This is a genomic window from Leifsonia sp. PS1209, from assembly GCF_012317045.1.
Taxonomy (GTDB): Bacteria; Actinomycetota; Actinomycetes; order Actinomycetales; family Microbacteriaceae; genus Leifsonia.
Window position 1 is genome coordinate 936,236 of the sequence record NZ_CP051154.1, and the last position, 25,095, is coordinate 961,330.

At 68.5% G+C, this 25,095-nt stretch carries 20 protein-coding genes and 2 tRNA genes; 16 read left to right on the plus strand and 6 right to left on the minus strand.

The genetic code is table 11. The annotated features are described in order from the left end of the window. The first annotated feature begins 100 nt into the window (after positions 1 to 100). A complete protein-coding gene (locus HF024_RS04555) occupies positions 101 to 1,999 on the plus strand; it encodes an FAD-dependent monooxygenase (RefSeq protein WP_168690769.1) in 1,899 nt (632 codons plus the stop codon). A 19-nt stretch (positions 2,000 to 2,018) separates the two neighbouring features. On the opposite strand, the gene HF024_RS04560 is transcribed toward HF024_RS04555, so the two are convergent. The 4 genes from HF024_RS04560 to HF024_RS04575 form a co-directional block, all read right to left on the minus strand. Then, a complete protein-coding gene (locus HF024_RS04560; protein WP_168688805.1) occupies positions 2,019 to 3,008 on the minus strand; it encodes a serine hydrolase domain-containing protein in 990 nt (329 codons plus the stop codon). 80 nt (positions 3,009 to 3,088) lie between these two features. Beyond that, positions 3,089 to 3,162: transfer RNA gene (locus HF024_RS04565), tRNA-Pro, on the minus strand. Between the two features lie 55 nt (positions 3,163 to 3,217). Next, positions 3,218 to 4,201 carry a metallophosphoesterase gene (locus tag HF024_RS04570; RefSeq protein ID WP_247597303.1) on the minus strand — a complete coding sequence of 328 codons (984 nt, stop codon included), beginning with the start codon at positions 4,199 to 4,201 and terminating at the stop codon, positions 3,218 to 3,220. Then, positions 4,201 to 6,741 (minus strand): transglycosylase domain-containing protein, encoded by a 2,541-nt coding sequence (locus HF024_RS04575; protein ID WP_247597304.1) that lies wholly within the window; start codon positions 6,739 to 6,741, stop codon positions 4,201 to 4,203. Before HF024_RS04575 ends, HF024_RS04570 begins: the two co-directional genes overlap by 1 nt. A gap of 52 nt (positions 6,742 to 6,793) precedes the next feature. On the opposite strand from HF024_RS04575, the gene HF024_RS04580 reads away from it, so the two are divergent. Both HF024_RS04580 and HF024_RS04585 read left to right on the plus strand, forming a co-directional pair. Further along, entirely contained in the window at positions 6,794 to 6,961 is a 168-nt protein-coding gene (locus HF024_RS04580; protein ID WP_168688806.1) for a hypothetical protein, read from the plus strand. Then, entirely contained in the window at positions 6,961 to 7,431 is a 471-nt protein-coding gene (locus HF024_RS04585; RefSeq protein ID WP_168688807.1) for a RidA family protein, read from the plus strand. Before HF024_RS04580 ends, HF024_RS04585 begins: the two co-directional genes overlap by 1 nt. An 85-nt stretch (positions 7,432 to 7,516) precedes the next feature. Here HF024_RS04585 and acs read toward each other — a convergent pair whose 3' ends face one another. Then, positions 7,517 to 9,466 carry an acetate--CoA ligase gene (acs, locus tag HF024_RS04590; RefSeq protein ID WP_085369230.1) on the minus strand — a complete coding sequence of 650 codons (1,950 nt, stop codon included), beginning with the start codon at positions 9,464 to 9,466 and terminating at the stop codon, positions 7,517 to 7,519. A 340-nt stretch (positions 9,467 to 9,806) separates the two neighbouring features. Here acs and HF024_RS04595 point away from each other — a divergent pair, with 340 nt between their 5' ends. The 5 genes from HF024_RS04595 (at position 9,807) to HF024_RS04615 (ending at position 12,947) form a co-directional block, all read left to right on the plus strand. Further along, positions 9,807 to 10,847, plus strand: coding sequence for a TadA family conjugal transfer-associated ATPase (locus HF024_RS04595; RefSeq protein ID WP_348770479.1), 1,041 nt, complete (start codon positions 9,807 to 9,809; stop codon positions 10,845 to 10,847). A gap of 101 nt (positions 10,848 to 10,948) precedes the next feature. Then, entirely contained in the window at positions 10,949 to 11,884 is a 936-nt protein-coding gene (locus tag HF024_RS04600; protein WP_168688808.1) for a type II secretion system F family protein, read from the plus strand. A 126-nt stretch (positions 11,885 to 12,010) separates the two neighbouring features. Then, positions 12,011 to 12,190 carry a DUF4244 domain-containing protein gene (locus HF024_RS04605; protein WP_085369227.1) on the plus strand — a complete coding sequence of 60 codons (180 nt, stop codon included), beginning with the start codon at positions 12,011 to 12,013 and terminating at the stop codon, positions 12,188 to 12,190. A 16-nt stretch (positions 12,191 to 12,206) separates the two neighbouring features. After that, a complete protein-coding gene (locus HF024_RS04610) occupies positions 12,207 to 12,506 on the plus strand; it encodes a TadE family type IV pilus minor pilin (RefSeq protein WP_247597305.1) in 300 nt (99 codons plus the stop codon). A 21-nt stretch (positions 12,507 to 12,527) separates the two neighbouring features. Then, entirely contained in the window at positions 12,528 to 12,947 is a 420-nt protein-coding gene (locus HF024_RS04615) for an Rv3654c family TadE-like protein (protein WP_085369225.1), read from the plus strand. Between the two features lie 18 nt (positions 12,948 to 12,965). Here HF024_RS04615 and HF024_RS04620 read toward each other — a convergent pair whose 3' ends face one another. Then, complete coding sequence (locus HF024_RS04620) at positions 12,966 to 13,211, minus strand: hypothetical protein (protein WP_085369224.1); 246 nt, start codon at positions 13,209 to 13,211, stop codon at positions 12,966 to 12,968. Between the two features lie 209 nt (positions 13,212 to 13,420). On the opposite strand from HF024_RS04620, the gene topA reads away from it, so the two are divergent. The 8 genes from topA to HF024_RS04660 all read left to right on the plus strand — a co-directional run bounded on the left by topA (position 13,421) and on the right by HF024_RS04660 (position 24,816). Beyond that, positions 13,421 to 16,240: a type I DNA topoisomerase gene (topA, locus tag HF024_RS04625; protein ID WP_168688809.1), complete on the plus strand. Its 2,820-nt coding sequence runs from the start codon at positions 13,421 to 13,423 to the stop codon at positions 16,238 to 16,240. Further along, positions 16,237 to 16,881, plus strand: a complete 645-nt coding sequence (gene tmk, locus HF024_RS04630) for a dTMP kinase (RefSeq protein ID WP_168688810.1) — start codon at positions 16,237 to 16,239, stop codon at positions 16,879 to 16,881. The genes topA and tmk overlap by 4 nt, the downstream gene beginning before the upstream one ends. Positions 16,882 to 16,987: 106 nt before the next feature. After that, positions 16,988 to 18,241, plus strand: a complete 1,254-nt coding sequence (locus HF024_RS04635) for a DNA polymerase III subunit delta' (protein ID WP_168688811.1) — start codon at positions 16,988 to 16,990, stop codon at positions 18,239 to 18,241. Further along, on the plus strand, positions 18,238 to 19,815 hold the full coding sequence (locus tag HF024_RS04640; protein WP_168688812.1) for an alpha/beta hydrolase: 1,578 nt from the start codon (positions 18,238 to 18,240) through the stop codon (positions 19,813 to 19,815). Before HF024_RS04635 ends, HF024_RS04640 begins: the two co-directional genes overlap by 4 nt. Before the next feature lie 52 nt (positions 19,816 to 19,867). Continuing rightward, on the plus strand, positions 19,868 to 20,554 hold the full coding sequence (locus HF024_RS04645) for a TetR family transcriptional regulator (RefSeq protein WP_168688813.1): 687 nt from the start codon (positions 19,868 to 19,870) through the stop codon (positions 20,552 to 20,554). Positions 20,555 to 20,637: 83 nt separating this feature from the next. Continuing rightward, a tRNA-Thr gene (locus HF024_RS04650) sits at positions 20,638 to 20,713 on the plus strand. Positions 20,714 to 20,998: 285 nt separating this feature from the next. Beyond that, positions 20,999 to 23,554 (plus strand): PKD domain-containing protein, encoded by a 2,556-nt coding sequence (locus tag HF024_RS04655; RefSeq protein ID WP_168688814.1) that lies wholly within the window; start codon positions 20,999 to 21,001, stop codon positions 23,552 to 23,554. Next, entirely contained in the window at positions 23,551 to 24,816 is a 1,266-nt protein-coding gene (locus HF024_RS04660; protein WP_085369217.1) for an acyltransferase, read from the plus strand. The genes HF024_RS04655 and HF024_RS04660 overlap by 4 nt, the downstream gene beginning before the upstream one ends. Positions 24,817 to 25,095 lie beyond the last annotated feature (279 nt).

Here is a 25,095-nt window from a genome sequence, read left to right on the forward strand (position 1 = left end):
GCCTTGCCACGCCCCGCGACGACAACTAGCATCGTATCTATAGTTGCAACGATGTCGCAACTATAGATACAGCAAGTCTTGTTCAATGAGGAGCACCGAGATGCAGATCCACCACCGCGGTTACGTCGACCACGACCCCCGCATCAAACCGGCGGAGGGGCACGGGATCGACCGGCCGACGGAGATCCCCGAGCGGATGGATGTGCTCATCGTCGGGACGGGCCCCGCCGCCGTCGCCGTCACCGCGCAGCTCTCCCGCTTCCCGTCCATCGACGCACGCGCCATCGAGCAGCGCCCCGGTCGCCTGGCCGTCGGACAGGCCGACGGCATCCAGGCGCGCTCCGTCGAGACCTTCCAGGCGTTCGGGTTCGCGAACGAGGTGGTCGACGAGGCGTACCGCAACGTCGAGATGTGCTTCTGGAAGCCGGACGCCGCCGACCCGTCCCGCATCGTCCGGGTCTCCCGCGCAGCGGACGACGCGACGGGGATCAGCGAGTTCCCGCACATCTACGTGAACCAGGCGCGCATCCTCGACTACTTCCTGCGCGATGCGGAGCGCGCCCCCGGCCGCATCGTGCCCGACTACGGCGTGGAGTTCGTCGACCTGACCATCCACCAGGGCGCGGAATACCCGGTCGAGGCGCGCATCCGGTACGTGGCGGGGGAGCGTGCAGGCGAGGAGCGCACGGTGCGCGCGAAGTACCTGGTCGGCGGCGACGGGGCGAGGAGCAGGGTGCGCGCCTCCCTCGGCCACCACCTGCACGGCGAGGCGGCCATGCACGCCTGGGGCGTGCTCGACGTGCTCGCGAACACCGACTTCCCGGACATTCAGGTGAAGTGCTCGATCCAGTCGCACGGGGCGGGCAGCATCCTGCTGATCCCGCGCGAGGGCGGCTACCTCGTGCGCATGTACGTCGACCTGGGCGAGGTCGACGGGGCGGACGCCGGCGCCATCCGGTCCACCCCGGTGGATGCGATGATCGCCAGGATCAACACGATCATCGCCCCGTATTCGCTCGACGTGCGCGAGGTCGCCTGGTCGTCGGTGTACGAGGTCGCCCACCGGATCACGGACGGCTTCGACGACGTGCCCGCCGAGCTGCGCGGCGAACGGACGCCGCACGCGTTCATCATGGGCGACGCCTGCCACACCCACTCGGCGAAGGCCGGGCAGGGCATGAACGTGTCCATCCAGGACGGCTTCAACCTCGGCTGGAAGCTCGCGGCGGTGCTCGAAGGGCGCGCGCCGGAGTCGCTGCTGTCGACCTACGAGGACGAGCGCAAGGTCGTCGCTCAGAACCTCATCGACTTCGACAAGGAGTGGTCGGACATGTTGGCTCGCCCGGCCGACTCGTGGGACGACCCCGGCGAGCTGGAGCGCTACTACGTCTCCACGTTCGAGTTCCCCGCCGGCTTCATGACGCAGTACGCCCCGTCGATGATCACCACCGGCGACGAGCACCAGGCGCTCGCTCCCGGTTTCCCGCTCGGCAAGCGCTTCAAGTCGGCCGAGGTGATCCGCCGAGCGGACAACCGCTGGCGCCACCTCGGGCACCTGCACGAGGCGGACGGCCGGTGGCGCGTCTACGTCTTCGCCGACGCCGCGGCGCCCGCGCTCACCGGCACGCCCACCGCCGACTTCGCCGAGTGGTGGCGCACCGATCCGGCCTCCCCGTGGATGCGCTTCACGCCGTCGGGAGGCGACGACGACGCCACCTTCGACACGAAGGTCGTCTACCAGCAGGACTACACGCTGGTCGAGCCGGGCGACGTGCCCGCCGCGTTCAAGCCGGTGAAGGTGCCGTACGGCCTGATCGACCTCAACCAGGTCTTCGCCGCCGGCCACGGCCGCGACATCTTCCGCGACCGCGAGCTCAGCAGGGACGGCGTGATCGTCGTGGTGCGTCCCGACCAGTACGTGGCCGGGATCTTCCCCTTGGATGCGCGGAACGAGCTGGCGGCGTTCTTCGACGGCAACATGCTGCCGGTGCGACGGTAGCGGTTCGGCTTTTGGCGCGTCAGCTGCTCAGGAGTGCGCGGGCGACCGGCCAGGCGCCGTCCGACCAGTTCGAGAGCACGCTGACGCTCCGCCCGGTCGCCGGGTCGTGGCTTCCGTAGTACGAGACCCCGGCGTCGTACCCTTCGAGCGCGACCCGGCCGCCGTCGTCCAGCCAGAACCCGGTGCCGTACGCGCGGCTGCCCTCGACACCGGTGCTGGTCGGCGTGCTGAGCAGTGCGACGGCGTCCTTCGACACGATCGCCCCCGCGAACAGCGCACGCCAGAACCTGCTCAGGTCGCCCGCCGTCGCGTACGCGCCGCCGTCGCCGACGCCCCGCACGGGGAGGTGCAGCACGTTCGTGCGGTCGTCATCGCCCGGCGCGAACAGGTAGCCGACGGCCGCGCCGGTCGGCAGCGCATCCGACCGGAAGTAGCCGCTGTTCCGCATCCCGGCCGGCTCGAACACGCGCTGGGCGACCAGGTCGGCGAACGGCATGCCGCTCACCCGTTCCGCGATGATCGACAGCACCACGAACCCGCCGTTGCAGTACGCGAATCGCTCACCGGGCGGGAACACCTGCGGGAAGCCGTCCACGACGGGGAGGAAGTCCGCCGCGTTCACTAGCGTGTGCACCGGGACGCCCATCACGTAGTCGGTGATCGCGCCGTCGTCCCCCTCGTCGAGATAGTCTCCGATGCCGGAGCGGTGCGTCAGCAGGTGCCGCACGGTGACCAGTGGGTCGATGAGCGGCAGATCGTCGCCCCGCAGCTCCCTCACCGGGGTGTCGAGCGCGAACGCTCCGTCCTCCACCAGCGACAGCACCGCGAGAGCCGTGAACCCCTTGCTCCCGCTCGCGAGCGCGAACGCCGTCTCCACCGCGTTCGGGATGCCCCACCGCCGGTCGGCGAGGCCGCGCACCACCCGCAGCTCCTCCACGCCGTCGACGTCGACCGTGACCACCCCGCTGAAACCCTCGGACTCGGCCACGGCATCCACGTCGTCGAACATGCCCCCAGGCTATCGGCACGGCCTGCCGAGAGGCCGGAAACAGAAATGCCGGAGCATTGACATGCTCCGGCATTTTTCTGTCGGGGTGACAGGATTTGAACCTGCGACCTCTTCGTCCCGAACGAAGCGCGCTACCAAGCTGCGCCACACCCCGATTGGCCCGTAGGCCTCAATAAGAATACACGAGCTTGGGGGGTGCTTGTGACCACTCAGGCCGATGCGGTGAGCGTCACGAGCGTCGCCTCCGGGCGGCACGCGAAGCGCACCGGCGCGTAGATCGACGTTCCGAGGCCGGCAGACACGTTGAGGAACGCCGAGCGGAACGCGTGACGCCAGATGCTCAGGCCCTTGACCTGGCTGCGCGGGATGTCGCAGTTCGTGACCAGCGCGCCGAAGCCTGGGACGCAGACCTGACCGCCGTGCGTGTGCCCGGCGAAGATCATCGAGGCGCCGTAGGTGACGAACGCGTCGAGGACGCGGCGGTACGGGGAGTGGGTGACGCCGAGCGTGACCGTGGGGCGGGCGGGACGCGGCGCATCCTGCGGCCACAGCGAGTCTTCGCCGTACGGGTCGTTCTCGCGAAGCTCGTCCAGCGCGCCAGGGATGGCCTCCACCCTGTCGAAGTGGATGTGCGGGTCGTTGACCCCGAAGAATTCCAGGTGGGTGCCGCGCACATCCACTGCTCCGGCCGCGTTGTTCAGGTCGAGCCAGCCGAGGCTGCGGAAGTACGCGGTGAGGGCGGCGTTGTCGAGCCGGGGAGCGGTCGACGCCTTCTTGGTGGACGGGCCGACGAAGTACTTGAGCGGGTTCTTGCGCTGCGGCCCGAAGTAGTCGTTCGAGCCGTGCGCGAAGACCCCGGGGATGCCCTCGAAGCGCTCGAACGCGCGCTCGATGCCGGTGAGGCCGTCGGCGTGGCCGAGGTTGTCCCCGGTGTCGACGATCAGGTCGGGCTTGAGGTCGGCGAGCGACCGCACCCACTCCTGCTTGTCGTGCTGCCACGGCGCCATGTGCAGGTCGGAGAGGTGCAGGACCCTGATCGACTCGGCCCCGGCGGGCAGCACGGGGACCGTCACGCGCCGGAGGGTGAACAGGCGGCGCTCAACCAGCGAGCCCCACGCGAACGCGGCCGCACCGGCGGCGGCGAGCACACCGAGTGCAGTGCCCGCCGCGTGCAGGCCGGAACGGCCCGCCACTACTTTCCTACTCCGGGCGACGGCTCGGCGGCGGCGATCTTGAGGGTCACCGTGGATCCGGGCTTTGCTGGCGTGCCAGCACCGGGGTCCATCGCCTCGACGATCCCGTCCTTGTTGCTTCCGCCGGTGACCTTCACGCTGAACTGGCTGAGCGCCTTCTGCGCGTCGGACAGTTTCTGCCCGACCACATTCGGCAGGGGTACGAGGGACCCGTTGCTGGTGTAGATCGTCACGCCGTTGCCCTTGGTGACCGAGGTGCCGGCGGCCGGGTCGGTCCCGGCGACGGTGCCAGCGGGGGCAGCCGAGTCGACCGCGGTGCCATCGACACCGTCGAGGCCGAGGCCGTTCAGGATCGACTTGGCGTCGTCGGGCGACTTGCCGGTGAGGTCGGGGATGGTGACCTGTGCGCCCTGCAGCAGCTTGTTGTCCGGGCGCGGGAAGGCATCTCCGCCGTACTTGTTCACGGCCGTCGTCATGACGGCGTTCATGACGTTGTCGCGCAGACTGGCTGGACTGCTGCCGTGGGTCGGATAGATCCGGCGCATGTCCGTGTCACCCTCGATGTTCCCGACCCAGTACGCGCCGGCGACCTTCGTCGTCGCCGCGATGAGCCAGAGCTGTTTGTTGCCGTCGGTGGTTCCGGTCTTGCCGAGCATGTCGACTCCGGTGGTGTTCGTTCCGGAGGCGGTGCCGCCCTCGATCGGACCCTTCAGCGCGTATGCCATGGCTCGAGCGACAGCCGGGTCGACCGACTGCGTGCACTTGGAGGCCGGCGGCGCGATCTCCTTGCCATCGCCGCTGACGATCTTGTCGATCGCGATGGGCGTGCAGGTGAGGCCGTTGTTCGCGATCCCCGCGAAGGCGGTCGCCATCGTCAAAGGAGCCACGTTGTTGGTGCCGAGGACGGAGGCGGGGTTGCTCTTCAGCGGCACTCCGGCCGCGTCGTGCACACCAAAAGCTTCCGCGTCCTTCTTGATCTCGCACAGGTCGAGCTGCAGGGCCATCGCCACGAACGCGGTGTTGATCGAGTTGGTGGTCGCATTCTGCGCTGTGCGGTATCCCTCTTCACCCGGCGAGTCGTTGGTGGGCCGCCACGAGCCGCCCCACTGGCCGCACGAGTCCTTGAACTGCGACTGGTTGTACGTGCGCACGTTGGCGTTCACCGACTCGTACAGCGAGTGGCCCTGTTTCAGCCACTCCGCCAACGTGAACACCTTGTACGTCGACCCGACCTGGAAACCGTTCGAGCCGCCGTAGTCGAGGTCGGTGCTGTAGTTCACCGAGGTATACGCGGGGTCCATCAGTACATCCGGGTCTTGGCTGTAGTGCTTGTTCTGCGCCATGTAGAGCACGCGTCCCGTGCCCGGCTGAACGCCGACCAGAGAGGCACCGAGCTGAACGTCGCCGTACGTCGGCGGCACGTAGCTCGCCATCGTCTCTTCTGCCGTCTGCTGCAGCGTGAGGTCGATCGTGGTGTAGATCTTGTATCCGCCGCGGTTGAAGTTCGCAGCGCGGGTGTCTTTGTCCGCTCCGAAAGACGGGTCGTTCTGCACGATGCGCTGCACGTAGTCGCAGAAGTACGCGGAGCCGCCCGCGGTCTGGCAGCCGCGGACCGACGGGGTGATCACCGGCGTGACCGGGGTCTTCACGGCCTCGTCGTACTGCACCTTGGTGAGCTTCTTGTACTGGTACATCTTGTTCAGGATGTAGTCGCGGCGCTCTTTGTTCTTCGCGTACCCGTTCGCAGCGCCGTTGCTCTTGCTGTCCGGGCTGTCGATCTTGAGCGTGGTCGGCTCGTTCACGATCGCGATCAGGCTCGCGGCCTGTGCGGGCGTGAGCGCGGCGGCCGAGGTGTTGAAGTAGTACTTCGCAGCGGCCTCGATGCCGTACACCGAGCCACCGAATCCGGCGATGTTGAGGTAGCCGGCGAGGATGTCGTCCTTCGAGTACTTCTTCTCGACGCCGATCGCGTACTTCATCTCCTTGACCTTGCGGTCGGGCGAGACGCCCGTGGAGTCGACGACGCAGGTCTGGTACTTGGCCTTCTGCTCCTTGGTCTTGACCGGCATCGCCTCGCACTTCTGCAGGAGCACGTTCTTCACGTACTGCTGCGTGATCGAGGAGCCGCCCTGCACGTCGTGGCCGACGACGGTCGACAGCACACCGCGCATGGTGCCCTGGATATCGACGCCGCCGTGGGAGTAGAAGCGGGGGTCCTCACCGGCGATGGCTGCGTCTTTCGCGGCCTGGGAGATCTGGCTGAACGTGACGGGCAGACGGTTCTGCGAGTAGAACGTCGCGAGCTGGACATCCTGGTCGCCGTTCTTGGCGTAGATGGTGGTCGGCTGGGCGAGCTGGCCGATCTCGAGGTACTCGGGAAGGCCTTCGAAGACGCCGATGCTGTCGTTGGCGGCCATCCCCGTGACCGCGATCGCGGGGGTCACGGCGGCCGTGACCAGGAGGCCTGCGACGGCACTCATGCCGACGAACGCGCCGACGGCGCCGAGCACACCTCTAGCCCGTGGTTTTTTGGCAGACATAGGATCAGGGTAGGTGATAAACCTGATAAACCCCCCGAACGCAAGGAGCACAATGCCGCGCTGGGAATACCTCACGACGCCTCTGATCGTCCACAACACCGCTGCGATCCTCAACAACTGGGGCTCGGAAGGGTGGGAGCTGGTGCAGGTCGTCACCGGTCCGGAGGGCGGCCTCGTCGCCTACCTGAAGCGCCCGATCATCGACGGGGACGACGCCTGATGGCCGCCATCGAAGCCCGGCTGGCCGAGCTCGACATCCAACTTCCGGATGTGGTGCCGCCTGTCGCCGCCTACACCCCGGCCGTCGTCGACGGCAACCACGTCTACACCTCCGGCCAGCTCCCGATGGTGTCCGGCGCCCTCCCCGCCACCGGCAAGGTCGGCGACGGCCACGGGCTCGTCCCGGCCGACGACGCCAAGGAGTACGCCCGCACCTGCGCGCTCAACGCCCTGGCTGCCGCGAAGAGCGTCATCGGCTCGCTCGACCGCGTGACCAGGATCGTGAAGGTCGTCGGCTTCGTCGCCTCCGACCCCTCGTTCACCGGCCAGCCGGGGGTCATCAATGGAGCGTCTGAGGTGCTTGGCGAGATCTTCGGCGACGCAGGCGTCCACGCCCGCTCGGCCGTCGGCGTCTCCGTCCTCCCGCTGGACTCGCCGGTCGAGGTCGAACTGATCCTGTCGTTCGAGTAGGACGCGTCCCGTACGACGACATCCCGTACGACGGAGGGGCCCGCATCCGGTGTGGATGCGGGCCCCTCTGCGTGAACGGGCTGCGCTAGGACAGCTTGCTCTGGATCGAGCTCATCACGGCGGTGTCCGCGAGCGTCGTGGTGTCCCCGACCTCGCGGCCCTCTGCGACGTCGCGCAGCAGGCGCCGCATGATCTTGCCGGAGCGCGTCTTCGGCAGCTCGGTGACGATGAAGATCTCCCTGGGGCGTGCGATCGCGCCGATCTGCTCGGTGACGTGCTTGCGCAGCTCGGCGGCCACATCCATCGCCTCGGCCTGCTCCAGCTGGTTCTGCTTGATGATCACGAACGCGACGACGGCCTGGCCGGTGGTCTCGTCCGCTGCTCCCACCACGGCAGCCTCGGCGGTGAGTGGATGCGCGACCAGCGCGGACTCGATCTCCGCCGTCGAGAGGCGGTGGCCGGAGACGTTCATGACGTCGTCGACGCGGCCCATCAGCCAGATCTCGCCGTCCATGTCGTAGCGGGCGCCGTCGCCGGCGAAGTACTTGTCGCCGAACTTCTCCCAGTACGTCTCTTTGAACCGCTCCGGGTCGCCCCAGATGCCGCGCAGCATGCTCGGCCACGGTTCGGTGACGACCAGCAGGCCGCCCTGGTCCTTGCCGACGGGGACGCCGGCCTCGTCGAGGATGTCGATCGAGATGCCGGGGAGCGGCACCTGTGCAGAGCCCGGCTTCAGCGTCGTGACGCCCGGAAGAGCGGACACCATGATCGCGCCGGTCTCCGTCTGCCACCAGGTGTCGACGACCGGGGTGGTGTTCCCGCCGATGACGTCGCGGTACCACATCCAGGCTTCCGGGTTGATGGGCTCACCGACCGACCCGAGCACGCGCAGGCTCGACAGGTCGAACTTCTGCGGGTGCTGGCGGCCGATCTTCATGAACGAGCGGATCGCGGTCGGCGCCGTGTAGAAGATGGAGACCTTGTACTTCTCGATGATCTCCCACCAGCGGCCGGGATGCGGCGTCTCCGGGGTGCCCTCGTAGAGCACCTGGGTCGCGCCGTTGGCCAGGGGGCCGTAGACGACGTAGCTGTGGCCGGTGATCCAGCCGATGTCGGCCGTGCACCAGTAGACGTCGGACTCCGGATGCAGGTCGAAGACGTTCTTGTGCGTGAACGCGGCCTGGGTGAGGTAGCCGCCCGAGGTGTGCAGGATGCCCTTCGGCTTCCCGGTCGTGCCCGAGGTGTAGAGGATGAACAGCGGCTGCTCCGCCTCGAACGATTTGGCGACGTGGTCGGCGTCGACCTGGGCGATCTCGTCGTGCCACCACAGGTCGCGGCCGTCCGTCCACTCCACGTCGTTCTCGCCGCGCTTGACGACGAGCACGTGCTCGACGGTGGTGTCGCCGGAGGCGAGGGCCGCGTCCACGGCGTTCTTGAGCGGGAAGACCTTGCCCTTGCGCCATCCGCCGTCCGCCGTGATGACGAGCTTCGCCGACGCGTCGTCGATGCGCGACCGCAGGCTCTCCGCGCTGAACCCGCCGAAGACGACGGAGTGCACGGCACCGATGCGGGCGACGGCCAGCATGGCGATGACCGCCTCCGGGATCATCGGAAGGTAGATCGCAACCCTGTCGCCGGCGGTGATGCCGAGGCTGGTCAGCAGGTTGGCGGCCTTCTTGACCTCGGCGGTCAGTTCCGCGTAGGTGATCGAACGGCTGTCGCCCGGCTCGCCCTCCCAGTGGATGGCGATGCGGTCGCCGTTGCCGGCGAGGACGTGCCTGTCGAGGCAGTTGTACGCCACGTTGAGCTCGCCGTCGTCGAACCACTTCGCGAAGGGCGGGTTGGTCCAGTCGAGGGTGCGCGTGAACGGCTTGTGCCAGTGGAGGAGTTCACGGGACTGGTCGGCCCAGAATCCGAGGCGGTCGGCGGCGGCACGCTCGTAGAGCTCGGCTGTCGCGACCGCGTTCGCCGCGAACTCTTCGCTGGGTGCGAATCGGCGTGCTTCGTGCAGCAGATTGTCGATTGTGTTGCTCATGGGGAGTCTGTTCGCTCCTTTGCGATGCTGAATGGTCAAGTCGTGGCGCGACAATCCACGACTCTACAACCTGGCGGTGACCACCTCGACGAAGACTTGCGTTTGCATTGATTGTGCGTAAACTGTTTCTCGGCCGAATATTAATTCTGGCGTGCGGCGCAAACGATTCCCCCCAATCATGCGCCGCAGTGGCCGCACCTGTTCCCCCCAATAGGTGCGGCCCCCCTCTTTTTAACCGGCCTTTCCGGTTGCAGCTCTCCACAGGTCGCTCGGTTGCGGAGTTCTCCACGGGTTTCGTGGGGGACGCCGCCGGGTGCTGGGCGATACGTAGCGTCGGGTTATGAAGATGCGACGAACAGAGAATGTGGCCGGGCGGGATGCGGTTTGCGCGGTGGATCCCACCGAGACGGCGGACGCTGTGGCGCGAACACGGCCGCCCAGCGCCGACCGCGGGCTCTGGCGCACCTTCGGCCCACTGGCGCCGTACCTGCTGCGCGACGACATCACCGACCTCTTCATCACGGCCGGTGGCGCGCTCTGGGCGGACGGCGGACCGCGCGGGCTCCGGCGCATCGACGGCTGGACCTCCGACGAACGCACCACCAGAGACCTCGCCGTGCGCCTCATCGCGAGCGGCGGCAGGCACATCGACGAGGCGACGCCGTTCGTGGACGTCCGCCTCCTCGACGGCATCCGCGTCCACGCTGTCCTCCCACCCGTCTCGACCGGCGGCACGCAACTGTCCGTGCGCATCCCGCACCATCGCGTGCTGCGGCTGCCCGACCTGCTCGCCGACGACGCGATCACCCCCGCCCAAGCGGAGACGCTGTTGCGGGCGATCACGGCACGCACCAACCTGCTCGTCACCGGAGCGGGCGGCGCAGGCAAGACGACGTTGCTCGGCGCCCTCCTCTCCCACGCGCCCCCGAACGAGCGGATCGTCACCATCGAGGACGTCGCCGAACTCCGCATCGCACACCCGCATGTGGTCGGCCTGCAGACCAGGCAGCCCAACCTGGAGGGAGCGGGCGGCGTCGACCTCCGCCGCCTGGTCAGGGAGGCGCTCAGGATGCGTCCCGACCGCCTCGTCCTCGGCGAGTGTCGAGGCAGCGAGGTCATCGACCTCCTCGGGGCCTTGAACACCGGCCACGACGGCGGGGCAGGAACCCTCCACGCCAACGCGCTCGCCGACGTCCCCGCCCGCCTCGAAGCCCTCGGCGCTCTGGCCGGACTCGGCGAGCGTGCCCTCGCACGCCAGGCGGTCAGCGGCATCGGGATGCTCGTCCACGTCGAGCGGGTGGACGGCGCACGTCGCGTGGCCGGCTTCGGCCGCCTGACGGTGGCCGCCGATGGGCGTCTCGCCGTGGTGGAGGAGGGGTGACGGAGTCGGTGCGTCGACCGCGGGTGCGCGGTGAGGAGGGCCGGCGTGGTCGTCGCGCGGTTGCCGGGCCAGGCGAAGCGGCTGAACAGCTGGCGGAGTTGGTGGAGGAACTCGTCGCGCTGCTGGAAGCCGGGGTGACGCCCACGGCGGCTTGGGGGTACGTGCGGGAGTTCTCCGCGCATCCACTCGTCGTGCGGGCGGTCGTGCGGATCGAAGCGGGCGAGCGCGTCGCCGACGCACTTGTGGCTGCATCGGCGGCCTCCGTCGACGCCACCTCCGCCGTCAGAGCCGGGACGCTCGCTCCTCCCCGCCGCGCCCGCTCACGGTCGCCCGACGACGCGTCCGGACGGGTGCTCGCCGCCGCGTGGCACGTCGCCGTCGCCGCAGGTGCACCCTTGGCGCCCACCCTCCGCACCATCGCCGACGCCTTGCGCGACCGCGCGGAGACGGAGCGGGACATCGCCATCGCCCTCGCCGGACCGCGGGCGACCGCCCGGCTCGTCTCCTGGCTGCCGTTGGTGGGAATGGCGCTCGCGGTCGTGATGGGGGTCGACCTGCTCGGAACGCTCACCGGCTCGGTGGTCGGCTGGGCACTCCTCGGCTCCGGCACCCTTCTCCTCCTGCTCGGCCGACGGTGGATGCGCGCCCTCCTGCATCGCGCCAGCCCCGGATCCGACCTCCCAGGCCTGAGACACGACCTGCTCGCCGTCGCGCTGAGCGGAGGGCTCGGGGTGCCCAGCGCTCTGGCCCTGTGCGACGAGGCGTGCGTGACGCATCCGGTACTCGAAGACGACCGGGCGTCCGTCGCGCGCATCCTGAGCCTGGCGCAACGGGCGGGAGCGCCGGCGGTCGACCTTCTGAGGAGCGCGGCGGCTCAGGCGCGGCGACGACGGAGGATGCAGGGGAGGAGCGACGCGGCGGCGCTGGCCGTGCGGTCGATGGTCCCGCTCGGGGTGTGCGTGCTGCCGAGTTTCATGCTTCTCGGCGTCGCTCCCGTGGTTCTCTCGATCGTCTCCTCCACAGTCTCCGCATTCTGACGGTTCTCCACCGATCCCGGATGCACGGGGCAACCACTCGTCCCACCCCGAAGGCTGGAAGTGCGCTCGCAGCCGCGACCGCACCAACACACGAACAACAGACACAGACCAAAGGAACGAGGCATCATGACGGGATTCATCTCACGGGTCATCCGGGAGGAACGAGGGTCGGCGACGGCCGAATACGCGGTGGCGACGATGGGGGCGGTCGGCTTCGCCGGGCTGCTGGTGGTGTTGCTGCGTGGCGACGAGGTCAAGGCCATCCTCACCGACCTGGTGACACGTGCACTCACGACCGGCGTCTGACGGCGAACGGGGAAGCGTGACCGCCGAGTTCGCGGTGGCGCTTCCCGCCGTGCTCGCCTGCCTCGCCCTGTGCCTCGGCGCCGTGCAGGCGGTGACCCAGCAGTCGCGACTGGTGGATGCGGCCGCCCAGTCCGCCCGGATGCTCGCCCGGGGCGACGACCCCGCAGACACCGCGCGCCGGATGGCCAACGCGGAACTGACCGTCGAGCGCGAGGGCGGAATGGTCTGCGCGCGAGCGACCAGCGCGAGCGCGGTCACCGGCCTCGGAGCCCTCGGGCTGGCCGTCTCGGCGAGGGCGTGCGCGCTCGATGACTAGGCGCAGTGGAAGGAGGAGGAGATGGGTGAGCTAGAGCGCCGAGACACCACGCGCCGCCCGGGCGCCGAGGCGCGGTCACGCAGACGCCGGCTGAGTGCACGTATCCGGAGCGACCGCGGAGCGGCCAGTGTGCTCGCCGTCGCGGTGATCGGGGTGGTCATTTGCTCCGGCACCGTGGCCGTCGCGCTCGGCGGGGCGTTCGCAGCGCGGCGCGTGGCGGCAGCAGGGGCGGATGCTGCGGCGCTCGCCGCGGCGGATGTGGCGTCCGGGCTCAAGCCGGGCAGTCCCTGTCAGGCGGCGGAGAGCGTCGCGGCGGCCAACGCCGCGCAGCTGCTGTCGTGCGAGCTGGAGGGTGTCGTCGCCATCGTCGAGACCTCAGTCTCCTATCTCGGGTTGCCGGCGCGCGCTTCGGCCCGTGCGGGTCCGCCGGGGACGCCGTGACGACAGGGCGCGGGATCGTCAGTCGAAGATCGCCTCCAGATACCGGTACTCCACGGCGCTCGGGCGACGGTCGAGGGCGTCGTCGGAGGCGAACTCGATCGCGGAGGAGCGGATATAGAGGTAGCGCTTGCCCGCGGTCGGGGACGGGATCTCGAGTCGCGGGCGGGGCTGGCCGCTGTCCAGGTATTCGGTCGCGATGGTCTTGCCCTCGAGGGGGCCGTCGGTCAGTTTGGCGGTATACGTCGTCGTTGAAGTGGTAGCCATGACCTCATTTTCCTCCCGCCTCCCGCAACCACAAGGGCTGCGCCCTCGGCGAACGCAGAACAGCGGATTAGGCAGACAAGCGGCTCGGGTGTGTATGGTTTGCCTGTCGGGCCGTGTGGCCCACGCTCGCCGCAGGGGTGCGGCGCCGGGGGAGCGCGCTACGAACGTCTAACTGTTGCAACACAGTGCGTACATATAAGAGGAGTCAGGTGTCTGACACGAAGAAACTCGTCATCGTCGAGTCACCGAACAAGGTGAAGTCGATCGCTCAGTATCTGGGTGACGGCTACGAGGTGATGGCATCCGTCGGACACATCCGCGACCTCATCGAGCCCAAGAACCTTCCGCCCGAGCTCAAGAAGGGCTCGCTCGGCAAGTTCTCCGTCGACGTCGAGAAGGGCTTCGAGCCCTACTACGTGGTCTCCGACCAGAAGAAGAAGACCGTCGCCGACCTCAAGCGGGCGCTCAAGAACGCCGACGAACTCCTCCTCGCAACGGATGAGGACCGCGAAGGAGAGGCCATCGCGTGGCACCTCATCGAGGTGCTGCAGCCGAAGGTCCCCGTGAAGCGGATGGTGTTCCACGAGATCACCAAAGAAGCCATCGAGAAGGCACGGGACAACACCAGAGAGATCGACACCGCGCTGGTCGACGCCCAGGAGACCAGGCGCATCCTGGACCGGCTGTACGGGTACGAGGTCTCGCCCGTGCTGTGGCGCAAGGTCGGCCCTGGACTGTCCGCCGGGCGTGTTCAGTCCGCCGCGACCAGGCTCGTCGTCGACAGGGAGCGCGAGCGTCTCGCGTTCGTCCCTGCCTCGTACTGGGGCCTGACCGCACACTTCACGCCGGAAGAGGCGAACGGTTTCGAGGCCAGGCTCGCCCGGCTGTCCGGCGAGCGCGTCGCCACAGGGCGCGACTTCGACGACCACGGAAAGCTCACGTCCAACGCGCGCACCCTGGACGAGGAGACCGCGACCAGCCTCGCCGCCGCCATCTCGCAGCCGAGCACCGTCGTCACGGTCGGCAAGGTCGACTCCAAGCCGTACTCCCGCCGCCCGGCCGCGCCGTTCACCACGTCGACCATGCAGCAGGAGGCCGCGCGCAAGCTGCGCTTCTCCGCGAAGCAGACGATGAGCGTCGCACAGTCGCTGTACGAGAGCGGCTACATCACCTATATGCGAACCGACTCCGCTTCGCTCTCCCAGCAGGCCACCAACGCGGCCCGCACCCAGGCCGCCAAGCTCTACGGACCGGAGACGGTTCCTGACAAGCCGCGCACATACGCCTCGAAGAGCAAGAACGCCCAGGAGGCGCACGAGGCGATCCGCCCGTCCGGTGAGGTCTTCCGCACGCCCGCCGAGCTCGAGAAGGTGCTCCGCGGCAACGAGTTCCGCCTGTACGACCTGATCTGGAAGCGCACCGTCGCCTCGCAGATGGCCGATGCCAAGGGACAGACCGCCTCCGTCACGGTCGAGACGAAGATCACCGAGGGCGTCCACGACGGCACCGTCGGCGAGTTCACCGCGAGCGGCACCGTCATCACGTTCCGCGGCTTCCTCAACGCATACGAGGAGAGCAAGGACGAAGAGCGCAACTCGTCCGATTCCGCCGACGCCAAGCTGCCTCCGCTGCAGGTCGGCCAGGAGCTGCACGTCCAGGATGTGGAGGCCGACGGCCACGAGACCACCCCGCCGCCGCGCTACACGGAGGCCAGCCTCGTCAAGGCGCTCGAAGAGCTGGGCATCGGCCGGCCGTCGACGTTCGCGAGCATCATCTCCACGATCGTCGACCGCGGGTACGTCACGCCCCGCGGCCAGGCACTCGTCCCGAGCTGGGTGGCGTTCTCCGTCGTCCGGCTGCTGGAGGACTACTTCGGTGACCTGGTGCAGTACGACTTCACCGCCGAGATGGAAGACGACCTCGACCGCATCGCCGACGGCGAGGCCGAGCGCGTCGACTGGCTGAACAGCTTCTACTTCGGCAGCGACAAGCACACCGGCCTGCGCCGCGTCATCGACAACATGGGTGAGATCGACGCGCGCAGCATCAACTCGATCGCCATCGACGACGACGTGACGCTGCGGATCGGCAAGTACGGCCCATATCTCGAAGTCGCCGAAGAAGGCGCGGCAGAAGGGGCAACGCCCCGCCGGGTGAACATCCCGCCGGAGCTCGCCCCCGACGAGCTGACGCCCGCGAAGGCGCACGAGCTCATCGAAGCGCCCGTCCTCACCGACCGTGTCCTCGGCGTGAACCCCGAGAACGGCAAGAACATCGTCGCGAAAGACGGCCGGTTCGGGCCGTACGTGACCGAGATCGACCCGGAAGAGGCCGCTGCGGAGACCGTCGACCAGGCCACGGGAGAAGTCGTCGCCGCTCCGGCCAAGAAGCCGGCGAAGAAGGCAGCGGCCGCGAAGCCGCGCACGGCGTCCCTGTTCAAGTCGATGGATCTCGCGACCCTCGACCTCGACACCGCCCTGCAGCTGCTCGACCTGCCGCGCACGGTCGGGATCGACCCCGAGAGCGGGGAAGAGATCCAGGCCCAGAACGGACGGTACGGCGCATACCTCAAGAAGGGCACGGACACCCGTTCGCTGACCAACGAGGACGACATCTTCGGCATCGACCTGGCGGGGGCGCTCGAATTGTTCGCGCAGCCCAAGTACGGCAACCGCCGGGCGTCGAGCGCGCTCAAGGAGTTCGACGCCGACCCCGTCAGCGGCAAGGCGATCAAGGTCAAGGACGGCCGGTTCGGCCCGTACGTGACCGACGGCGAGACGAACGCGACCATCCCGCGCGGCGAGACGGTCGACGAGGTCGACTTCGAGCGGGCCGTGCAGCTGCTCGCTGACAAGCGCGCGAAGGGTCCGGCGAAGAAGGCGCCCGCCAAAAAGGCTCCGGCCAAGAAGGCGCCCGCGAAGAAGCCTGCGGCGAAGACCACGGCGGCGAAGACGACCGCGGCGAAGACGACAGCAGCCAAGACCACCACCACACGCAAGGCGGCGGCCACGAAACCGGCAGCGGAGTGAGCACGGTCGACACGCATCCGGAACGTCGCGGGCTCTTCATCACCATCGAGGGCGGCGACGGCACGGGCAAGTCAACGCAGGCGAAGCTGATCGAGGAGTGGCTGGCCGCGCGCGGCCGCACCGTCGTGCGCACCCGTGAGCCGGGTGGCACGGAGGTGGGCGTCGAGATCCGCGAGATCGTGCTGCACCACCGGGGCGACATCGCCGCGCGCGCGGAAGCCCTCCTCTACGCGGCCGACCGGGCGCACCACATCGAGACCTTCGTGCGGCCGGCGCTCGCGCGCGGAGAGGTGGTCCTGCAGGACCGCTACCTCGACTCCTCCGTCGCGTACCAGGGCGCAGGCCGGGTGCTCGACCCGAAGGAGATCCGCGACCTGTCGCTGTGGGCGGCGCAAGGACTCCTGCCCGACCTGACGATCCTCCTCGACCTCGACGAGTCCACCGCCAGGCAGCGGCTCGACTCCTCGCGCACCCGCTACGACAGGCTCGAGGCAGAGAAGTCCGACTTCCACGCCCGCGTGCGCGCCGCATACCTCGGTCTGGCCGAGGCGGAGCCCGAGCGGTTCCTGGTGGTGGATGCGTCGCGTCCCGTCGACGAGATCGCCGCGGACATCCGCGCCAGGCTCGAACCGTACGTGTGACCAGGCGTATGTGTGACCAGGCATATGTCTGATCGTGGCCGAGAGCCGCGCATCCGGAGACGTCGTGGGTTCGGCGGTGTCGGTGGCGAGCGCTAGCCTGGGAGGCATGGCAGTGTGGGATGACCTGACGGGTCAGGACGACGCCATCGCCATCTTCAAAGCCGCAGCGGCGGGAGGGTCTGCGCCCAGCGCATCCATTGTCGCCGTCGCTGAAGGAGGCGCCGCAGGGTCCGCGACGGCTCCAGGCTCCACGTCCGGCTCGCCGACCGGACGGAGCATGACGCACTCCTGGCTGATCACCGGGCCGCCCGGCTCCGGGAGGTCCAACCTCGCGTTCGCCTTCGCGACCGCGCTGCTCAGCCCCGGCACCCCGGAGGGCGACCTGGCGACACAGCGCCAGGTGGAGGCGCGCACGCACCCCGACCTCGCTGTGCTCAGCACCGAACGGGTCATCATCTCCATCGAGGAGGTGCGCACGCTGGTCGCCAGCTCGCAGTTCTCCCCGTCCGTCGGCCGGTATCGCGTGATGATCATCGAAGACGCCGACCGGATGAGCGAGCGCACGTCGAACGTGCTCCTCAAAGCTCTGGAGGAGCCGCCGGAGCGCACCGTCTGGATCCTCTGCGCGCCCAGCGACGCCGACCTGATCCCGACCATCCGGTCGCGGGTCCGCACCGTGCGGCTGCGCGTTCCGAGCGTGTCCGATGTCGCGTCCCTCATCGAGCGCCGTGACGGCGTCGACCCCGTGACGGCCGAACGGGCGGCCAGGCACGCGCAGAGCCACATCGGCATGGCGCACCGGCTCGCGACCAACGACGAGGCCAGACGCAGGCGCGAGGAGACCCTGGAGCGCGTGCTGCGCATCCGGTCGGTCTCCGACGCCGTGATCACGGCGGCGAGCCTGCTCGAGATCGCCGGCGCAGACGCGAAGGCGATCACCGAGGAACGGGATGCGGAGGAACGCGAGCACGCGCTGCGCTCGCTCGGCATCGAACCGGGTGGCACCATCCCTCCCGCGCTGCGCTCGCAGCTCCGGCAGCTCGAGGAGGACCAGAAACGGCGGGCGACGCGCAGCCTCCGTGACGGCATCGACCGCATCCTGGTCGACCTGCTCTCGCTGTATCGGGACGTGATGATGCTGCAGCTCGGCAGCGGGAGCGAGCTCGTGAACCTCGAACTGCGCGACCGGCTGGAGGCTCTCAGCACTCACACGAGTCCCGCAGCTACGCTCGCCGCGATGGATGCGATCGCCACCGCCCGGCAGAGGATCGACGGGAACGTCGCGCCCGCGCTGGCGATCGAGGCCATGCTCACCACCATCCTGCGCGGCGGAGCCGCTCGAAAGGGGAACGACCAGTGACCACCCGCCAGGGCCGCCCAGCCGCTCGCCCCGCCCGGAGCCGAGCGCGCCGCAGCACCCGCACCGCGCTCGTCGCGATCGCCGCCGTCGTCGCCCTGACCCTCACCGGATGCGTCACCTGGTTCATCCCCGCCAAGACCACGCAGACCTCCACCCCCGTCGCCGAGCAGGTCGCCGCCGACCTGCAGCCGTTCTACAGCCAGGTGCTGAAGTGGCAGAGCTGCGCCTCCGGCAAGCAGTGCGCGACGGCCAAAGCGCCCCTGGACTGGAAGAAGCCGTCGGCGGGCGAGATCGAGCTCGCGCTCATCCGGCAGACCGCCAAGGGCACGAAGCAGGGATCGCTGCTGGTGAACCCCGGCGGTCCTGGTGGTTCCGGCTACGACTTCGTCAGGGACTCCGTCGACTACGCGACGGACAGCACGCTGCAGCAGCACTTCGACGTGGTCGGCTTCGACCCGCGGGGCGTCGGGCACTCGACCGCCGTGAAGTGCTACGACGCTAAGCAGATGGACGAATACCTGTACGGCATCACGCCGGGCACGCGCGGCTCGGACGAGTGGATCGCGGAGAACACGACGGTGTCGAAAGACTTCGGCGCCGCCTGCTCGACCAACACCGGATCGCTGCTGGAGCACGTCGACACCGTCAGCGCCGCGCGCGACCTCGACCTGCTGCGCGCCGTGCTGGGCGACAAGAAGCTCGACTACCTCGGATACTCGTACGGCACATACCTCGGCGCGGTCTACGCCGACCTCTATCCCGGTAAGACCGGCCGCCTCGTCCTCGACGGAGCGCTCGACCCCGCCGCGAGCAACTTCGACGTGACCAAGGTGCAGGCCGAAGGCTTCGAGAGCGCGCTGCGCGCATACCTCAAAGACTGTCTCGCGCAGAAGGACTGCCCGTTCAGCGGCTCGGTCGACGACTCGATGAAGACCATCGGCGACCTGCTCTCCTCGGTCGAGCGCAGCCCCATCCGCAACTCGGACGGGCGGGAACTCGGCGCGAACACGCTCGTCACCGCGATCATCTACCCGCTCTACGACGCGACGGCGTGGTCGTACCTGAGCGACATGTTCACCTCGGTGATGAAGGGGAGCGCATCCACCGCCTTCTCGCTGGCGGACGCATACAACAACAGGCAGAGCGACGGGACGTACGGGGACAACTCCACCGAGGCGTTCATGGCGATCAACTGCCTCGACTACACCTACGACGCCGACCCGGCGACGATGCGCGCGCAGGCGGCCCAGCTCGCGAAGGACGCGCCGGTGATCGGCCCGTACATGTCCTACGGCGACATCGGATGCGCGAACTGGCCGTACACCTCGACCGTCGAGCGTGCTCCGATCGCCGCGAAGGGCTCCGCACCCATCCTGGTCGTCGGCACCACGAACGACCCGGCGACCCCGTACGTGTGGGCCAAGAACCTCGCGGGCGAGCTCGAGAACGGGCACCTGCTCACCTACAAGGGCGAGGGCCACACGGCGTACAACAAGTCCAACTCGTGCGTGAACGACGCCGTCGACGAATTCCTCGTCAAGGGCACCATCCCGGAGGACGGGAAGACCTGTTGATCCGACCCTCCGCGGAGTGGTGCAAATTTGCAGAGAATGAAATAATCGTCCCATGAGCATGGTGCAGGAGGAACTCGGACTCCGCGAGCGGAAGCGCCTGGCGACCAGGCGCGCGATCCAGCTGGCCGCCCTCGAACTCGCCAGCGAGCGCGGTTTCGACCGGGTGACCATCGACGAGATCAGCCACGCGGCGAACGTGTCTCCACGGACGTTCTTCAACTACTTCCCGTCGAAGGAGTCCGCCATCATCGGCGAGCTCCCCGAGCTGCCGGATGAGGAGCGCATCGAACGCTTCATCGACGCCGGGCCGGACGAGCCCATCCTCGACGGCATCAGCGAACTCCTGATCGCGGCGATCGACACGATCGAACTCACCGACGGCGATCCAGGGGGAGCAGAGCCGGCGGACGCCACCAGGAGCGTTCACGAGCTCCACGCGCTCCGCAGGGCCCTCCTCAAAGACAACCCGGAGCTCTTCGCCCAGCGCATGGCGAGCATGCACCAATTCGAAGACGCTCTCAGCGCCATCGTGCAGCGCCGCCTCGCCCACGACGATCCCGAGCTCGCTGACGAGCACGAAGCGCTGCACCAGCGCGCCAGGCTCGTCACGTACGTCTCCTTCGCCGGGATGCGCCACGCCTGGTCGTGCTGGGCGGACCACGGAGGCGTCGAGCCGCTGGCCGACCGCCTCCGCAGCTCGTTCGCGCAGCTGCAGGCGCTCGGCACCCAGGTGCGCTGAGCCGCAATCTCAGATGGTCAGTGGCACCCTCCAACATCGGGTAAGCTATCTGACTGTGCGTTACGCCCCCGGGCGAGACCCACGCCGCCCTAGCTCAGTCGGCAGAGCATCTCACTCGTAATGAGAAGGTCAAGGGTTCGATTCCCTTGGGCGGCTCCACCAGCCCCGTCCCGCAGGACGGGGCTTCTTCTTTTGCCTCGCACCAGAAATCCGTGCCAGCACGGGGTCAACCGGGCTGTCTGAGGCGTACTCTGGTCGGAAGTTGAGAAACATTCAGGTTTGGTGAGGCCGAGAGCCCGCCGAACTCGTGGCCGGTGCGGTGCTCGACGAGAGCGACGCCGAAGCGCGAACCCGAAACTTCACATCTGCCCGCCGCTTCGCCGAGCCGCCGGGCACATCCCGCACTGCCCGCAGCGCGAGACGACAAGCCTGCCCGAGGTTGTCATGAGCATTTTCCGCACGTCCAGGTCCCGAGGTCTCGGTATCGCCGCGTCCGTCGTGACGGCGATCGGTCTCGTCTTCGGAGGGCTGGTGATCGCCGGCCCGGCCAACGCGGACACCATGCCTCCCGACCCGACCAATCCGGCCACGCCGCCGACCGTCGGGGCGGATGCGCTGCCGACGACGCAGATCGACGGCGTCGCCTGGGCGCAGACCGTCGTCGGGAACACCGTCTACGTCGCCGGCAAGTTCAGCACCGCGCGCCCCGCAGGGTCGCCGGCCGGGTCGAACACGACTCCGCGAAGCAACCTGCTCGCGTACAACATCACCACCGGCGCGCTCATCACCTCCTTCAACGTGCCGCTGAACGCGCAGGCGCTGGCTGTCGCGGCAACACCGGACGGGAGCCGCGTGTACGTCGGTGGCGACTTCACCACGGCGGGTGGGGGCAACTACTACCGCATCGTGGCGATCAGCACGGCGACCGGACAGATCGTCAGCTCGTTCCGGCCGATCATGGAGAGCCAGGTCCGCGCGCTCGCTGCGACCAACACGGCGGTCTACGCGGGAGGCACGTTCTCGAGCGTGAACGGCACGAGCCGGGGCTACATTGCCAAGATCGACGCATCCAACGGCTCGTTGATGACCGGCTGGACCGCGAGCGCCGACTACGTCGTGGATGCGCTGGCCGTCAGCCCGGACGGCAGCAAAGTGTATGCGGGCGGCCGCTTCAAGAACGTGAACGGCAGCGCCCACTACGGCCTGGCCATGCTCACGGGGACGACAGGGACCGCCCTGCCCTTCCCCGCCAACAGCGTGGTCAGGGATGCGGGAACGCAGGCCGGGATCACCACCCTGGTCGCGACAGCCGACCGCATCTACGGCGCCGGGTACGTGTTCGGTTCCGGCGGCAATCTGGAGGGCAGTTTCGCGGCCGACGCGAACTCGGGAGCCCTCATCTGGCTGGAGGATTGCCACGGCGACACGTACTCGGTCTACCCGCTCGGTGACGCGCTCTACGCCGTCGGCCATCCGCACGACTGCCGGAACGTCGGCGGATACCCGGAGACCAACCCGCGCACCTTCCACCACTCCATCGCGTTCTCGAAGGCGAGGACGGGCACGCTCACGAACGACGGCAACCGCAGCTACTTCAACTTCAGCGGCCAGCCGTCGCCGACGCTGCTGAACTGGTTCCCCGACTACGTGACCGGTTCGTACACCGGCCAGGGGCAGGCCGCGTGGAGCCTGGCGGGCAACAGTCAGTACCTCGCGGTCGGTGGTGAATTCCCGTTCGTCAACGGTGTCGCCCAGTATGGGCTCACCCGGTACGCGTTCGACAGCGTCGTGCGCAGCAAGGTCGGGCCGAACAACAACACCGCCGCCACGCCGAACGCCACCTCGCCCGCCGCAGGGCAGGCCAGGATCACCTGGACATCGACGTACGACCAGGACAACACCAACCTGAACTACAAGCTCGTCCGCGACGGCAACACCGCCAGCCCCGTCTACCAGACCAACCAGCTGTCGACGTTCTGGAACCGTCCGGCGATGGGCTTCACCGACAGTGGGCTCGCCGGGGGCAGCCAGCACACCTATCGCCTCTATGTGACGGATCCGGACGGCAACCAGATCAACCGCACGGGCAACACGGTGACCATCGCGGGCGGAGGAGCGAACCAGAACCCGGTCGCGTCGTTCGTGGTGACGCCGAACGGGCTGTCCGTGTCCGTCGACGGCAGCGCATCCAGTGATCCGGATGGCTCCATCGCCTCGTACGCGTGGACGTTCGGCGACGGAGGCACGGCGACGGGCGCCACGGCAGGCCACACCTACGCTGCCGCCGGCACGTACACGGTCGCCCTCACGGTGACGGACAACAGGGGCGGCCAGGCCAGCACCTCCAAGTCGGTGACGGTCACGGCGGCAACCGGCAGCACGGTGGCACGGGATGCGTTCGAACGGTCGGTCGCGAGCGGCTGGGGCACCGCGGATGTCGGCGGCGCCTGGACGGGCGCGGGGGTCACCTCCGCGTACACCGTCGCCTCCGGGACCGGGCAGATGATCGTGCCGGCCGGGAACACCAAGACGGAGACGCTGAACGCGGTGTCGTCGAACAGGACGGACACGACGGTGACCTTCACCACCGATGTCGCGTCGTCGGGTGGCGGGATCTTCGTCTCCGCCATCGGACGCCAGGTCGGTTCCGTCGGCTACGAGGGCCGCGCTTGGATCAGCTCGAGCGGGGCCGTGCAGGTGCAGCTGCTGCAGAGCGGCAACACCCTGCAGGCCGTGCCGGTCTCCGGGCTGACATACTCGGCGGGCCAGCAGCTCTCGCTGCGCGTCCAGGTGTTCGGCACGTCGCCGACCACCGTGCGTGCGAAGCTCTGGCCGGCCATCCAGGCCGAGCCCGCCGCCTGGCAGGCGAGCGTGACGGACGCGACCGCCGCCCTCCAGGCGAACGGCGCCGTCGGCCTGCGCGTGTACGTGTCGGCGGCGGCGACGCTCACCCCGGTGACCACCCGGTTCGACAACTACGCTGTGGCGGTCGTTCCGTGACGTCGGCTCCGGGCGAGGGGGCGCCCGAAGCCGCGCACGGGGCGGCACCGGCGGCGACCGGTCATCGGTACCGCTCCCTCGATGGCCTCCGCGGGGTCGCCGCCCTGTCTGTGGTGCTCTATCACGCACTGCTCGTGGTGCCGGCGGTCTCCGTGCTCTACATCGAGAAGTCGGATGCGACGCCGCTGACCCCGGAATGGTGGCTGTTCCGCACGCCGTTACGACTGGTCATGCCCGGGCACGAGGCCGTGCTGATCTTCTTCGTGCTCTCCGGTTTCGTGCTCACTCTTCCGCTGCTGACGCACCGGCAGAGTCCGAGGCGCATCCTGGCGTACTACGGCAGGCGCATCCTGAGGCTGTACGTCCCGGTGTGGGGTGCCGTGGCGTTCGCGCTGCTGTTGGCCGTGGCCGTGCCGCGCGACCCATCGGTGGGGAGCAGCTGGCTGGCCACCCACCTCCCTCCGACCTTCTCGGCGGTGTGGCACGACCTGGTGCTGGTGCTCGGCACCTCCAACCTCGACAGCCCGCTGTGGTCGCTGACCTGGGAAGTGTGGTTCTCGCTGCTGCTCCCCGTGATGTTCGTGCTGCTGAAGGTCGCCCGCGTGCACGACTGGTGGCTGGGCGGCATCGCATTGCTCATCGCCCTGTCCGCCGTCTCGCGCTTCCCGGCCGTGCTCGACGCGCTCCCGCTGTCGTGGCTGACCGGAGGGATGCTGCAGTACCTGCCGGTGTTCGGGATCGGGATGATCGTCGCCTCGCGGCGGGAGACGATCACGCGGCTGGCCACGCGCATCCGGAGCTGGTGGCCGGTGATCGCGGGAGCGCTGCTGCTGATGATCTCCCCGAGCCTCGTGCCGACGGGCGCGGTGTACACGCCGGTGTCCGCGGCGCTCGCCGCTGTGAGCCTGATCGGGGTGGCCGGGGTGGTCTTCATCGCGCTCGAAGCCCCGGCAAGGCGGGTGCTGGAGACCCGGCCGGTGCAGTGGGCGGGCACGCGCTCGTTCAGTGTGTACCTCATCCACGAGCCGATCCTGGTGGCTGCCGCGCTGGTCACCAGGGCGGACGCATGGCTGCCCTGGCTGTTCGTCGCGCTGGCGCTGCTGCCGGTGATCCTGCTGGCGGCGGAGGGGTTCTACCGGGTGGTCGAGCGGCCGTCGATGCTGCTGTCGCAGCGGGTCGGGCGGGCGATCCTGGCGTGGCCGGCCGCGAGACGGCGCGTGCAGTCAACGCTGGACAAGCCCATCCGGGATGTGTCGGCCTAGTTCGTGGTAAATAGCGCCGTATGGGGGGCTGGTGCGCCTCATCTGACGCGTCGTGTTCCATCATGTCTCGGCGTACGGCAGTGGCAACCCACCCCGCGGGGCTGTGGACTTCGTGGCCTGACGACGGTAATGGTGGCCACCCGACGAGAGACTGGGGTAATATCAATTCTTGACGTGAGATAACTCAACAAATATGATAAATTGCAACGCTTAGCCCATGGTGTTGATTTGCGCCCCGGACCGGAAGAAGTGTATGTCAAACGAGCGGGAATGCGGCGC